This is a genomic window from Vibrio sp. 3-2(1), from assembly GCF_963887575.1.
Taxonomy (GTDB): Bacteria; Pseudomonadota; Gammaproteobacteria; order Enterobacterales; family Vibrionaceae; genus Vibrio; species Vibrio anguillarum.
Genome location: NZ_CAWPGB010000002.1, coordinates 28,284 through 41,884, shown reverse-complemented (window position 1 = coordinate 41,884; position 13,601 = coordinate 28,284). Strand labels below are relative to the sequence as shown.

Below are 13,601 nucleotides of genomic sequence, written 5' to 3'. Positions count from 1 at the left end.
CTATTCATGTTACGTAAGCGTAGCCAAATTCGTGACTACCAATCAGAAGCTCGGCTGTTTCGCAACCGAGCAATTGTCTCTTTTATTGCGATCATCATGCTGGTGGGCGTTCTGCTTACCAATTTGTACCATATTCAAATTAACCAATATCAAGATTACAAAACGCGATCCAACGATAACCGAATCAAAATCGTCCCGATTGCGCCTAATCGAGGGTTAATTTATGACCGCAATGGTGTGCTACTAGCGGAAAACCGCCCAGTATTCAACTTAGAGATCACACCTGAGCAAGTGCGCGATATGGATGATACGATCACGCGCTTACAGCAATACCTGACCATCTCACCAGAAAAAATTGCCACCTTTGAAAAAGAGCGTCGTCAGACACGCCGGTTTAATTCAGTGCCGCTTTTGACACAATTAACACCGGAAGAAGTGGCTATTTTTTCGGTCAATCAGCACAAGTTTCCCGGTGTATCAGTAAGCGCAAGCTTAAAGCGCTACTACCCCTATGGTGAAGTTCTCACTCATGTTATCGGTTATGTATCCAGGATCAATGACCGAGATATGGAGCGTCTAGAACGCGAAGAGCGCTCAGCCAATTACCAAGCCACTCGTGATATTGGCAAACTGGGGATTGAACGCTTTTATGAGGATGTGCTGCACGGTACGGCTGGCTACCAAGAAGTTGAGGTCAATAGCCGAGGACGCATCATTCGCACCTTAAAATACGTCCCTCCCGTGGCAGGGAAAGACATTGTGTTAAGCTTGGACATTGATCTGCAGCTTTATGTGCACAAGTTGTTGGATGGCCGGCGAGGTTCAATTGTAGTGCTCGATCCAAAAGATAACGGTGTCCTTACCATGGCATCAAGTCCAAGCTACGATCCAAACCCATTCGTACATGGTATTTCTAGCGCCGCCTACAACGAACTTCTCAATGACCCAGACCGCCCGTTAGTCAATCGAGCGACACTTGGTATTTACCCTCCCGGCTCAACGATTAAACCTTTTATTGCTGTCGCTGCACTTCAAGAAGGGGTTATAACCCCAACAACAACACGTAATGATCCTGGTTATTGGGTGATACCAAACTCCAAAACGCGGCCCTTCCGAGACTGGTTGCGCTGGGGGCATGGGCGAGTGGACATTAATAAGGCACTCGAAGAGTCTGTCGATACCTTCTTTTACCAAATCGCCTACGACTTGGGTATTGATCGTCTCTCTAGTTGGATGATGAAATTTGGCTTTGGTGACTATACAGGTTTAGACATTTATGAAGAAGGCAAAGCGAACATGCCAACGCGTGAATGGAAAATGGCACGTCACCGAACCCCTTGGTATCAAGGTGATACGATTCCGGTCGGCATTGGTCAAGGGTATTGGACATCAACACCGATGCAAATTGCCAAAGCGACTTCCGTGCTGGTTAATCACGGCAAAGTGATTGCGCCGCATTTATTGCGTTCGACGCTCAAAAATGGTGAAGAGTTTAGCAGGCAAGAGCTTTCAGAATTAGAAACTTCGCCACCTATCGAAGGGGTGCCGAAACGCTATTGGGACATCGCAATCAATGGCATGCGTCTTGTAAACCACGGTAAAAAAGGAACCGCACGGCGCTCATTTACCAATATGAAATATGTCAGCGCTGGAAAATCTGGAACTGCGCAAGTGTTTGGCTTGGCAGAAAACCAAGTGTATAAGGCCGATGAATTAGCCGAACACCTTCGTGACCATGCCCTATTCACAGGCTTTGCGCCTGTAGATGACCCGCAGCTTATTGTCACTCTGGTACTCGAAAACGCAGGGGGAGGTTCTGGCAATGGTGGACCCGTTGTTAGGAAAATATTTGACCGCGCCATTCTAGGTAAAGAGGCTGAAAAATAATGGAACTGGATCCTTCAACAGGACAAAATCGAGCGCTTTTTGAGCGCTTGCACATCGACTTGCCATTACTGCTGGGTATTTTGTTATTGATGGGGTTTGGGCTGGTCGTGATGTACAGCGCCAGCGGTCAGAGCTTAACTATGATGGATCGCCAAGCCATGCGCATGGTACTGGCTCTTGGTGTGATGATCTTTCTTGCTCAAATTTCCCCAAGAACTTATGAGTCTCTTGCACCCTTTATGTTTTTCTGTGGCGTACTGCTGTTGCTCGGCGTGCTGTTTTTTGGCGAATCGTCCAAGGGAGCTCAGCGCTGGTTAAATTTAGGCTTTGTTCGTTTTCAGCCCTCAGAATTGCTTAAACTCGCAGTGCCTCTCATGGTCGCTCGCTACATAGGGAAACGTTCTCTTCCACCCACCTTTAAAACCCTAGTCGTTTCGCTGTTAATGGTGTTTATCCCTACCGTGCTAATCGCGAAGCAGCCCGATCTTGGCACTTCAATATTGATTGCAGCCTCCGGCATTTTTGTCATTTTCTTATCTGGAATAAGCTGGCGAATCATTTTTTCTGCCGCCGTGGCTTTGGGTGGCTTCATACCTGTGCTTTGGTTCTTTCTGATGCGTGAATATCAAAAAACCCGAGTCAGAACACTTTTCAATCCGGAATCCGATCCACTCGGTGCAGGTTATCATATCATTCAGAGTAAAATAGCCATTGGGTCTGGAGGGTTGTCAGGAAAAGGATGGCTACACGGCACACAGTCGCAACTTGAATTCTTACCTGAGCGGCACACCGACTTCATTTTTGCCGTTATTGCTGAAGAGTGGGGCATGATTGGCATCTTGTGTTTACTCGCTATTTATCTCTTTATCATCGGACGTGGTCTATACCTCGCGAGCAACGCACAAACGGCTTTCGGGCGAATGATGGCTGGAAGTATTGTACTCAGCTTCTTTGTTTACGTTTTTGTAAATATAGGTATGGTCAGTGGTATTTTACCCGTGGTTGGTGTTCCCTTAGCCCTCATCAGCTATGGTGGCACATCCATGGTCACTCTCATGGCTGGCTTTGGCATACTGATGTCTATCCACACTCACCGAAAAGCATTTTCTAAGGCAACCTAAGCATGAGAAACTCCCTATTTATCTTTATATTAACGAGTCTATTTCTCATCGGTTGTAGCTCTTCAAGCCGCTATTCAATAACAGACGACGTGGCCCCTAACACGCCACTCTCGGTTGAGCATATTGAAGATGCACATCCGCAATACGAACCCTATAGTTTGGGCGGCAACAAGAATTACACTTTGAGAGGCATAAACTACACCATTGTCAAAGAGGCCAAAGGATTTACAGAGAAAGGCCAAGCCTCGTGGTATGGAAAAAAGTTTCATGGACATCTGACATCCAACGGTGAAATCTACGACATGTATTCGATGACGGCCGCCCATAAAACGTTGCCGTTACCCAGCTACGTTAAAGTAACAAATTTAGATAACAAAAAAACCGCGATCGTTCGGGTAAACGATCGCGGTCCATTTCATGAGGGACGAATTATTGATTTAAGCTACGCTGCCGCTTACAAATTAGGTGTAGTTCAAACCGGGACTGCGAATGTGGCTATCGAAGTCATCACCATCGATAAACCCATCACGACGTCACCACAGAAAAAGAAGGTTCAATATCTCATCCAAGTTGCCTCTGCAAAATCAGAGCAAAGAATACGAACTTTATCCGAACAATTGAGTCAAACATTGACGGTTGAAAGCTTTGTAGACAGTGTTAATGGCAGTCATCGCGTATTTTTAGGGCCATTTAATGACGATGCCCTGACTCAACAAACGCTAGAAAAAGTTAAATTACTCGGTTACGAGACCGCCTTCATCAAAGCGCAACCCGTCACTCAGTGACTTATCAAATCCAGTGATCTTGATTCAAGCTCTGGTTTGATAGGTCGTTTCTGTTAAGATATGGACAGTTAATAAGATAATTTGCATTCCTCATGAAAAAACACACATTCTTAAAACCGATTCTAGCGTCTTCTATTGCGCTTTCTGCAACCTTTACTAGCTCAGTATTTTCTGCGCCTATCGTGATACCTGATGCTCCTCAAATTGCCGCTAAAGGCTATGTGTTGATGGACTACCATTCAGGTAAAGTGCTGGCAGAAAAAGAGATGAACACCAAACTTTCACCTGCAAGTTTGACGAAAATGATGACCAGCTACGTGATTGGCCAAGAACTTAAACGTGGCAATATCTCTCCACAAGATAAAGTGGTGGTCAGTAAAAATGCGTGGGCTAAAAACTTCCCTGACTCGTCTAAAATGTTTATTGAAGTCGGCACTACAGTTACCGTAGAAGAACTGAACAAAGGTATCATCATTCAGTCTGGTAATGACGCTTGCGTGGCGATGGCTGAACACATTGCTGGCTCAGAAGACGCTTTTGTTGACCTAATGAATGCGTGGGCAAGTTCACTAAAAATGAGCAATACGCACTTTGCTAACGTACACGGTCTAGATAACCCAAATCTCTATTCAACTCCATATGACATGGCGCTACTAGGTCAAGCGTTGATTCGTGATGTACCAAACGAGTACCGTATTTATTCAGAGCAGAAATATACCTATAACGGGATTACCCAGTACAACCGAAATGGTTTGCTGTGGGATAAAAGTATGAACGTAGATGGTATTAAAACCGGTCATACGAGTAATGCTGGGTACAGTTTAGTTAGCTCTGCAACGGAAGGGAAAATGCGCCTCGTTGCTGTGGTTATGGGGACCAAAGATGAAAATGCTCGTAAATCAGAAAGTAAAAAACTTCTGAGCTATGGCTTTAGATTCTTCGAAACCGTTGCGCCACACAAAGCAGGTGAAACATTCGTCGAAGAAAAAATCTGGATGGGTGACAAGGATAAAGTGGCGCTTGGTGTCAATGAAGATACTTACGTTACACTCCCTCGCGGTCAAGCGAAGGATCTCAGCGCAAGCTTTGTTCTTGAAAAAGAGCTCAGAGCGCCAATAAGCCAAGGCGATGTGGTCGGTAAGCTTTACTACCAGCTTGATGGCAAAGACGTGGCTGAATACCCTCTTTTGGCATTAGAAAATGTGGATGAAGGCAGCATATTTAGCCGTCTTTGGGACTACATTATATTGCTTTTCAAAGGGTTATTCTGATATCCCTTGTAGAAGATAAAACAAAGCCGCCTTACCGCGGCTTTGTGATTATTGAGTTCCATCAACATTCGCTGTAGTATTCGCCACCGCTAATCGAATTATCAACGGGAGTTTCCATTATGCTGACTATCAACTCTGATGCAAAACTCAAAGACTTACTCGAGTTTCCTTGTTCATTTACCTACAAGGTGATGGGCCACGCAAAGCCCGAACTTCCAGAGAAGGTTCTTGAAGTTATCCAACGTCACGCTCCAGGTGATTACAGCCCACGAGTTAAACCCAGTGCAAAAGGGACTTATCACTCCTTATCGATTAACATTACCGCCACCTCTATCGAGCAAGTTGAAATACTGTACAAAGAGCTAGGCGAGATCGATATCGTACGTATGGTTCTGTAGCCCAAAAACCGTGATTGAGATGCCTAGCCTCTCATTTTTTGATTTATTCAATTTTTTTTGAAAGCAGCTTAGGCTGCTTTTTTAATATAAATCATATAGCTAGCATATACCCCATCACACTAAGGACAAATTTATCGTCCTCATTAGTAGTCCATTCGCTGGAAGAAGTTTATAATCCAAAAACTTTATTTATACGGTAGATGAGTCACGCTGATGTTAAATTCGCTTGTTGTAAAACGTCTGGGTCGCCAAGAATACCTTCCTGTATGGGAAGCTATGCATGAATTTACCGATACAAGAACCGAAAGCACACCGGATCAGATTTGGCTTGTCGAACATCAACCAGTTTTTACCCAAGGCCAAGCAGGTAAAGCTGAGCATCTTCTCAATACTGGCGATATTCCAGTGGTACAAAGTGACCGAGGCGGCCAAGTTACCTACCATGGTCCAGGCCAACTGGTGGCTTATTTCTTGATCGATTTGCGCCGCAAAAAATTAGGTGTAAGAGAGTTAGTGACCAAAATTGAACAGATCGTGATCAATACCTTGCAAGCATACCGTATTGACTCAGCCGCAAGACCAGATGCCCCTGGTGTCTATGTCAAAGGGAAAAAAATCTGCTCTCTTGGGTTACGGATCCGTAAAGGTTGTTCGTTTCATGGTTTAGCGCTAAACGTCAACATGGATCTCTCCCCTTTCCTACGCATTAACCCTTGTGGCTATCAGGGTTTAGAAATGGCCCAAGTCAGTGAACTGGGCGGCCCGACAGAACTACAAACCGTAGAAAAACAACTTATAATAGAACTCGTTAACATATTGGCTTACGAGCAAGTAGAATTCAGCACAGAAGCACCTCTTCAAAGGTAAAAAGCATGAGCAAACCGATCCAAATGGAAAAAGGCGTTAAATACCGCGACGCTGATAAGATGGCATTAATTCCTGTAAAAAATATGCCAGCCGCCGAACAAAAAGAAGTTTTGCGTAAGCCCGAGTGGATGAAAATTAAGCTGCCGAGTGATAGCCAACGCATCCAAGAGATCAAATCAGCAATGCGTAAAAATAATCTCCATTCGGTGTGTGAAGAAGCGTCTTGCCCTAACCTAGCAGAATGCTTTAACCACGGAACCGCCACCTTTATGATTTTAGGCGCCATCTGTACAAGACGGTGCCCATTTTGTGACGTTGCTCATGGACGGCCAAATGCCCCAGAGACAAACGAACCACAAAAACTGGCGCAAACCATTAAGGATATGAAGTTGAAATACGTGGTTATCACCTCAGTTGACCGTGATGACCTACGTGATGGTGGTGCCCAACATTTTGCCGACTGTAACCGTGAAATTCGAGCATTAAACCCAGAGATCCGTATCGAAACGTTAGTACCGGATTTTCGTGGCCGAATGGATATCGCCCTTGAACTACTCAAAGATAACCCACCGGATGTGTTTAACCACAACTTAGAAACCGCACCACGTCTATATCGTAAGGCGCGTCCTGGGGCAAACTATAAATGGTCACTGGAACTGTTGAAGAAATTCAAGCAACAACATCCAAGTATCCCTACCAAATCAGGCATCATGATGGGGCTTGGTGAAACAAAAGAAGAGATAGTGGAAGTATTGAAAGATCTTCGCGCTCACGACGTCACAATGCTGACTCTTGGTCAATATTTAGCACCGAGTCGCCATCACCTGCCAGTTGAACGCTACGTTCCACCGTCTGAATTTGACGAACTTAAAGAGATCGCACTAGAGCTTGGATTTACTCACGCCGCCTGTGGTCCGTTCGTACGTTCCTCCTATCATGCGGATATGCAAGCCAAAGGGCTAGAAGTGAAATAACCACACAGAACAAGTTCAATCAAGCCGATGTTCACTCATCGGTTTTTGAGACTCTGCTCGGTTAATGATTGAAGCTTGAATATTGATTCTATGTTCTATAGGCTAACGACATAGAAAATAGATAACAAAGCTAGGGATTTATTAATATGAAAACGATCAGTACATTAGCACTTGTTACAGCCACTTTAATGGCCGGTTGTGCGTCTAATACTCAGCAAGATAACTATCGTGAAGCCTCCTTTGAGCTTTGTAATACTGAAGTCAACATTTACTCTGTGAGTGATGATGGCCGCGTTCGTATTGTCTGCGCTGACGGCTCTAAGTTTGCCTTAAATAGCGAAAAGACACTTGATACTATGCGCAATATTAATATTGAGTATTGTGATGGTGAAGGTTTAGGAAAATTTAACGAGAGCACTAAATATTACTCTTTTCAATGTAAGTCAGGCACATTGCTCAGCATTGCAAAATAGTTCTGCAGAGCACATTCAACAGCGAGAGGCCACTCTTCTTATTGGTGCTCAATAAAATAAATAATGACCAAATAAAAAAGCTCCTGAATATTAGGAGCTTTTATTTTATTGTGCGTAAAACTACGCGTATACAGGCAAACGCTTACAAATTTCTAACACTTTTGCCTTCGTTGCTTGAATCACAGATTCATCACCCATGTTGTCCAAAATATCACACATCCATCCAGCTAGTGCTTTCGCATCAGCTTCAGTAAAACCACGGCGAGTAATTGATGGAGAACCCACGCGGATGCCAGAGGTGACAAATGGGCTACGCGGATCATTCGGTACAGAGTTTTTGTTCACTGTAATGTTAGCCGCACCCAATGCCGCATCAGCATCTTTACCTGTAATATTTTTATCGATCAAATCGACAAGGAACAGGTGATTTTCTGTGGAACCTGAAACAATGTTGTAACCACGAGCCAAAAACTCGGCCACCATCGCTTTCGCATTGGCGACTACGCGTTTTTGATACTCTTTGAACTCTGGTTCTAGAGCTTCTTTGAACGCAACCGCTTTACCTGCGATAACGTGCATTAAAGGACCACCTTGACCACCAGGGAATACGGCTGAGTTAAGCTTCTTATATAAGTCTTCACCTGCATTCGAAAGAATAAGCCCACCACGAGGACCTGCCAGTGTTTTGTGGGTAGTGGTCGTCACTACGTGGGCATGAGGAACTGGGTTAGGGTAAACACCCGCCGCAATCAAACCAGCTACATGCGCCATATCAACGAACAAGTAAGCGCCCACTTTATCAGCAATTTCACGCATTCTTTTCCAGTCGCAAACTTGTGAATAAGCAGAGAAGCCACCGATGATCATTTTTGGCTGATGCTCAACCGCTAATGCTTCCATCTCTTCGTAGTTAATTTGACCTTTTGCATCAATGCCATAAGGAATGATGTTGTACAGCTTACCAGAAAAGTTGACAGGAGAACCGTGAGTCAAATGGCCACCGTGTGCCAAGCTCATTCCTAATACGGTATCACCTGCGTTAAGCAAAGCCATATAAACCGCGTTGTTTGCTTGTGAGCCAGAATGCGGCTGCACGTTCGCATAGTCTGCGCCAAACAGTTCACACGCACGTTCAATCGCCAGTGTTTCTACTTTATCGACAAACTCACAACCACCGTAATAGCGTTTACCTGGGTAACCTTCAGCGTATTTATTGGTGAGCTGTGAACCTTGCGCTTCCATTACACGTGGACTTGTGTAGTTTTCCGAAGCGATAAGTTCAATGTGTTCTTCCTGACGAAGAGTCTCTTCTTGAATAGCTGCGAACAGGTCCGCATCGTAATCTGCGATGTTCATATCACGCTTAAGCATCTGTATCTCCTGACTCAGATTTTACTGAAAGTTTCAAAAAAAACCACACAACGACCAAAAGCAAACGTTTTCGTCACCGTAATATGGCGCACATTCTACATAATTTGATCTGGGTCATAAAGAACAAATTACAGAAATTATCATGCAGTTTTTTCATAATGGATAGTGAGGTAACTCATGCTAAACAGTAGGTTGGATAATGATGAGTTAGTATGTCAACCATTCTGCTTTACACCTTGTAAAGCTGCAATTACATAGGTTTACCTCAATTTTCACTCTCTATCTACCGAAAATATTACTTTTTCTTTACTATGCTCGCCATTCTTAGCTATTAAAATTATTTATCGATGCGAACACACACACGTAAAGAAGATTGGGTTGCCATTTTAACGGGAACCTTTTTGGTCGCACAAGGCGTCTTCTTTCTCCAGTCCGCTCATTTACTAACAGGTGGAACCGCTGGTTTAGCACTGCTGATCAGCCAGTTAGTCCCAGCCTCATTTGGTAGCATTTATTTTTTGGCTAACACCCCTTTTTACATTTTGGCTTGGAAACGATTTGGTCATCTCTTTGCCATCAACAGCGCGCTATCCGGCGCATTGGTCTCTCTTTTTGCGGACCATCTTTATTTGGTAATTTCTTTGGAAATGGTCAATGAAATTTACTGCGCCATTGCCGGGGGATTATTAATGGGTCTTGGCATGTTAATTCTCTTTCGTCACCGTTCCAGCTTGGGTGGCTTTAATGTCTTGTGTTTGTTTATTCAAGATAAATTTGGGATCCCTGTTGGCAAAAGTCAGTTGGTTATAGATTGCTCAATTTTAGTTGCTTCTGCCTTTTTTGTTTCGTTTTCCATTGCCACACTGTCTGTGCTCGGGGCTGTCTCACTTAACCTTGTGTTAGCAATGAATCATAAACCCACACGATATAGCGTGACTTATCCTTAAGCTGTCGCAATATCCATAAGATTAAGAAGAGATAAAAACACAACCAAATTTAGCCTTAATTCTTACACCGTAAATACCCTCCATTATTTTCATTTAAACATTAGCTAGCTCTTATATAACGGTCGTCTAACAAGGTGACCACATTAAGTTAATGCAGTAATAGCAAGTGATTACATCACCTTATCCGACTCTCCGTACTCCATCTCAAATTGAAAAACCCAAAATACAGTCACCCATTCCATATATCACACATCGCGTCTTATTTTTGATGCACCTGATCAGTTGAAGTCGTCGGAGCTTAATATGAGAATGCACTGCTAAAAAATAATTATTATTCGTTACCTTAATAATTGAGCGGTTAGGAGCTTCTACAATGGGTGAAAGAGGAAGGATCCGTATTTCTAACTATCAAGGTAAATTTTTCTACCGCCTGATAGATTGCTTAGTAATACTGATCACAATGTATATTACACTAAAGTTTCACTCACATATCGTTACGATGTCTTATATATCTGTGGGACTTTTAGGGGTTATTTTTTATTCATTTATTGCTGAAAGCCTTGATATATACAGCGGTTGGCGAACCACAAAACTTAGAGTTTTAACTCTACATACTGCTTTTTGTTGGGCTTCAACTGTTGGCTGCTTAACTTTAGTTGGTTATTTCACAAAAACTGGAAGCGATTTCTCACGTTTAATTTTAGGTTTTTGGTTTGTCGGATCATTTATTTTATTACTGCTTTGGCGCTTCGTCGCATTTACAGTCATTTACTATCTACATAAAAAAGGTTATCACACCACTAAAGCTGTCATTATCGGCATGACACCGCAGGGCCTAGAACTATCGAAAAATCTCATCAATAACCCTGAGTTAGGTATTAAACTGACGGGTTTTTACGATGATAGGGGTGATGAACGTATCGCAAGCGATATTCCAGTGCTCGGTAAAGTTAATGATGCATTAACACTTGCCAAAAACGGTGAAGTAAAAAGTGTGTACATAGCACTACCAATGCAAGCCCAGCATCGAATCAGCAAGATTCTAGAGGCCTTTTCGGATAGCACAGTGAATACCTATATTGTGCCGGATTTTTTCACCTTCAATTTACTGCATTCGCGTTGGTATACCATCGGCGATGTTAATGCTTTTAGTATTTTTGATACACCGTTCAATGGGTTAGGTACGTGGCTAAAACGTTTTGAAGATTTAGTCTTAAGTAGTCTTATCTTGATTTTAATCAGTCCTGTCCTTATTGCAGTTGCAGTAGGCGTGAAACTCAGCTCGCCCGGCCCTATTATTTTCAAACAGATGCGTTATGGGCTGGATGGAAAGTCTATCAAAGTATGGAAATTCAGAAGCATGCGTGCCATGGACAATGGGAACAAAGTGACACAAGCCACAAAAAATGATCCCCGAGTGACTCCTTTTGGTGCGTTTATTCGGAAGACGTCACTAGATGAGCTACCACAGTTTATTAATGTGCTTCAAGGTCGAATGTCTATTGTCGGCCCTCGCCCTCATGCCGTAGCGCACAACGAAGAGTATCGAACGATCGTTAACCGCTACATGCTGAGACATAAAGTAAAACCAGGAATTACTGGCTGGGCACAAATTAATGGCTGGCGTGGTGAAACCGATACGCTAGATAAAATGGAAAAACGTGTCCAATTTGATTTGGACTATATACACAGATGGTCGTTGTGGTTCGACATCAAAATCGTATTTCTCACCGTATTTAAAGGATTTGTAGGCAAGAATGCTTACTAGAATGGATAAAGCATACTCATATGAAAACAACTAATTTAAATAGAATCGCGTCCTTTGGTTTGGCTTTTTTTGCGTTATCAGCCGTACAAGCAAAACCGCAACCCAACCCAATTATGACTGAGTCAGGGATTGCTATTGTACCGTTTTTAAACTTATCAACGGGTTATAACGACAACTTAGCAAAAGCGTCACAAGATCTCGAACATTCCCAATATTCAGTGTTCGAACCAGGTATCGGTTTAGCAATAGAGCCGACAAGTGGCCAGAAACATCGCGTAGGTTATCGACTACAAAGAGGCGATTTTTTCAGCTCTAGCAAAGATAACTACACTGACCATTTCTTTGATTTAGCCAGTGACTGGGAGCTCAATTCCAAGCATCGAGTTGACTTCAGCTATGCTCTTGCATTAACTCATGAACAGCGTGGTGATAACGATACGACACTCAATTTGTCGTACAACGAATACAACACCAATAACTTCAACCTCGGTTACGGTTTTGGTGGTGAAGACGCCAAAGGTCGAATAGAAACCAACCTTGGCTGGGGCAATTTGGACTATAAAAACAACCAAAATATTACTCAATACCAAAATTGGGATGAATTACGATTCAACAGCTCTCTATACTATAAAGCGCTGCCAAAAACATCGTTGGTTTTCCAAATTATCGTTAATGATAGGCATTATAGTGATATAGCCCCAGGCTCAACTCTCAAAGACAGCACCCATTATATGGGATATGTTGGTACCTCGTGGGACGCAACAGGGAAACTGCAGGGAAATGCCAAGGTCGGTATGCAACATAAAGATTTTGAATCCTCTTCTAGGGAAGATTTCGACTCTTTTTCATGGGATATTGATGTCACTTATCTCATCCGCACATACTCTGCAGTGCAGTTGAAAACAAATCGTAAATCAACCGATACTGACGGTACAGGTGATTCAATCGATACCAAAGTGTATAACGCAAATTGGACACACAATTGGAGTGACATCATCTCTTCTAACGTCGATTATTCTCTATTAAGCGAGAATTACACCAGCACTGCTCGCGACGATGACACCAGTAAGGTAACACTTTCATTAAGCTACGATTTTCGCCGTTGGCTAACATTCAAAGTCGGCTACCAACTTGAATCGAGAGATTCCAGCATCAATTCGTTAAGCTACGATCAAAATGTTTATTACTTTGCTATTGAAGGTGTGATGTAACTTACGATGAAGTACTTCTTAGTCATTCTATTGAGTTGTCTTTCCTGGTCAACATTGGCCAATGAGAGTTTTTATAAGTTAGGCGTTGGGGATCAAATTCGGATTCAAGTTTATGATGAACCAGAGTTATCTATTGAAACGCGTGTGGGTGACAGTGGTAACATTGATTACCCTTTTTTGGGACGAATTAAACTGAAAGGAAAAACGATTGAGGAAGTAAAAACTGTTATCCACAATGGTTTAATCGATGGGTATCTGGTTAATCCCAATGTTTTTGTCAGCATAGTCGAATATCGTCCCTATTTTATCAACGGACAAGTGAAAATATCCGGGAGTTACCCGTATCATCCGGGGTTAACCGTAAACAAAGCCATTACGATTGCGGGTGGATTCACTGAGCGAGCATCTAAAACTAAGATCTATATATCATCAAGTGATGCTCCTGAGGCCAAGCCAGTAAAAGTAACATTGCTTCATAAAATTCAGCCTGGTGACATTCTCACCGTAGAAGAAAGCTTTTTTTAGGTA

The 13,601-nt window shown here is 43.0% G+C and carries 13 protein-coding genes; 12 read left to right on the top strand and 1 reads right to left on the bottom strand.

Annotation, left to right across the window (positions count from 1 at the left end):
• Window positions 1-6: 6 nt before the first annotated feature.
• From mrdA to AACQ79_RS00580, 8 genes are all read left to right on the top strand, one after another.
• The gene (mrdA, locus tag AACQ79_RS00615) at window positions 7-1,887 is read left to right on the top strand and encodes a penicillin-binding protein 2 (RefSeq protein WP_013857337.1); all 1,881 of its coding nucleotides are present in this window, start codon (window positions 7-9) and stop codon (window positions 1,885-1,887) included.
• Entirely contained in the window at window positions 1,887-3,008 is a 1,122-nt protein-coding gene (rodA, locus tag AACQ79_RS00610) for a rod shape-determining protein RodA (protein WP_013857338.1), read from the top strand. The genes mrdA and rodA overlap by 1 nt, the downstream gene beginning before the upstream one ends.
• A 2-nt stretch (window positions 3,009-3,010) precedes the next feature.
• A complete protein-coding gene (locus AACQ79_RS00605; RefSeq protein WP_017045827.1) occupies window positions 3,011-3,793 on the top strand; it encodes a septal ring lytic transglycosylase RlpA family protein in 783 nt (260 codons plus the stop codon).
• A gap of 92 nt (window positions 3,794-3,885) precedes the next feature.
• Window positions 3,886-5,064 carry a serine hydrolase gene (locus tag AACQ79_RS00600; RefSeq protein WP_017045828.1) on the top strand — a complete coding sequence of 393 codons (1,179 nt, stop codon included), beginning with the start codon at window positions 3,886-3,888 and terminating at the stop codon, window positions 5,062-5,064.
• A gap of 119 nt (window positions 5,065-5,183) precedes the next feature.
• Window positions 5,184-5,462: a DUF493 family protein YbeD gene (ybeD, locus tag AACQ79_RS00595; RefSeq protein ID WP_010317329.1), complete on the top strand. Its 279-nt coding sequence runs from the start codon at window positions 5,184-5,186 to the stop codon at window positions 5,460-5,462.
• A 213-nt stretch (window positions 5,463-5,675) separates the two neighbouring features.
• Entirely contained in the window at window positions 5,676-6,329 is a 654-nt protein-coding gene (gene lipB, locus AACQ79_RS00590) for a lipoyl(octanoyl) transferase LipB (protein WP_013857342.1), read from the top strand.
• 5 nt (window positions 6,330-6,334) lie between these two features.
• Window positions 6,335-7,303 carry a lipoyl synthase gene (lipA, locus tag AACQ79_RS00585; RefSeq protein ID WP_013857343.1) on the top strand — a complete coding sequence of 323 codons (969 nt, stop codon included), beginning with the start codon at window positions 6,335-6,337 and terminating at the stop codon, window positions 7,301-7,303.
• A 146-nt stretch (window positions 7,304-7,449) separates the two neighbouring features.
• On the top strand, window positions 7,450-7,776 hold the full coding sequence (locus tag AACQ79_RS00580) for a hypothetical protein (protein ID WP_013857344.1): 327 nt from the start codon (window positions 7,450-7,452) through the stop codon (window positions 7,774-7,776).
• 120 nt (window positions 7,777-7,896) lie between these two features.
• Here AACQ79_RS00580 and glyA read toward each other — a convergent pair whose 3' ends face one another.
• On the bottom strand, window positions 7,897-9,147 hold the full coding sequence (gene glyA, locus AACQ79_RS00575; RefSeq protein ID WP_013857345.1) for a serine hydroxymethyltransferase: 1,251 nt from the start codon (window positions 9,145-9,147) through the stop codon (window positions 7,897-7,899).
• 347 nt (window positions 9,148-9,494) lie between these two features.
• Between glyA and AACQ79_RS00570 the strand changes: the two genes are divergently transcribed.
• The 4 genes from AACQ79_RS00570 to vpsN all read left to right on the top strand — a co-directional run bounded on the left by AACQ79_RS00570 (window position 9,495) and on the right by vpsN (window position 13,598).
• Window positions 9,495-10,094: a YitT family protein gene (locus AACQ79_RS00570; protein ID WP_170899547.1), complete on the top strand. Its 600-nt coding sequence runs from the start codon at window positions 9,495-9,497 to the stop codon at window positions 10,092-10,094.
• Between the two features lie 373 nt (window positions 10,095-10,467).
• Window positions 10,468-11,862, top strand: a complete 1,395-nt coding sequence (gene vpsL / locus AACQ79_RS00565) for an exopolysaccharide biosynthesis glycosyltransferase VpsL (RefSeq protein WP_069211921.1) — start codon at window positions 10,468-10,470, stop codon at window positions 11,860-11,862.
• Window positions 11,863-11,882: 20 nt separating this feature from the next.
• Window positions 11,883-13,073, top strand: coding sequence for an outer membrane beta-barrel protein (locus AACQ79_RS00560; RefSeq protein WP_088728715.1), 1,191 nt, complete (start codon window positions 11,883-11,885; stop codon window positions 13,071-13,073).
• Between the two features lie 6 nt (window positions 13,074-13,079).
• Window positions 13,080-13,598: an exopolysaccharide export protein VpsN gene (gene vpsN / locus AACQ79_RS00555; protein ID WP_088732057.1), complete on the top strand. Its 519-nt coding sequence runs from the start codon at window positions 13,080-13,082 to the stop codon at window positions 13,596-13,598.
• The last annotated feature ends 3 nt before the right edge of the window (window positions 13,599-13,601 follow it).

Coding starts and splice junctions, on each gene's coding strand:
- mrdA (WP_013857337.1), top strand. CDS start 7: ATGTTACGTAAGCGTAGCCAAATTCGTGACTACCAATCAGAAGCTCGG.
- rodA (WP_013857338.1), top strand. CDS start 1,887: ATGGAACTGGATCCTTCAACAGGACAAAATCGAGCGCTTTTTGAGCGC.
- AACQ79_RS00605 (WP_017045827.1), top strand. CDS start 3,011: ATGAGAAACTCCCTATTTATCTTTATATTAACGAGTCTATTTCTCATC.
- AACQ79_RS00600 (WP_017045828.1), top strand. CDS start 3,886: ATGAAAAAACACACATTCTTAAAACCGATTCTAGCGTCTTCTATTGCG.
- ybeD (WP_010317329.1), top strand. CDS start 5,184: ATGCTGACTATCAACTCTGATGCAAAACTCAAAGACTTACTCGAGTTT.
- lipB (WP_013857342.1), top strand. CDS start 5,676: ATGTTAAATTCGCTTGTTGTAAAACGTCTGGGTCGCCAAGAATACCTT.
- lipA (WP_013857343.1), top strand. CDS start 6,335: ATGAGCAAACCGATCCAAATGGAAAAAGGCGTTAAATACCGCGACGCT.
- AACQ79_RS00580 (WP_013857344.1), top strand. CDS start 7,450: ATGAAAACGATCAGTACATTAGCACTTGTTACAGCCACTTTAATGGCC.
- glyA (WP_013857345.1), bottom strand. CDS start 9,147: ATGCTTAAGCGTGATATGAACATCGCAGATTACGATGCGGACCTGTTC.
- AACQ79_RS00570 (WP_170899547.1), top strand. CDS start 9,495: ATGCGAACACACACACGTAAAGAAGATTGGGTTGCCATTTTAACGGGA.
- vpsL (WP_069211921.1), top strand. CDS start 10,468: ATGGGTGAAAGAGGAAGGATCCGTATTTCTAACTATCAAGGTAAATTT.
- AACQ79_RS00560 (WP_088728715.1), top strand. CDS start 11,883: ATGAAAACAACTAATTTAAATAGAATCGCGTCCTTTGGTTTGGCTTTT.
- vpsN (WP_088732057.1), top strand. CDS start 13,080: ATGAAGTACTTCTTAGTCATTCTATTGAGTTGTCTTTCCTGGTCAACA.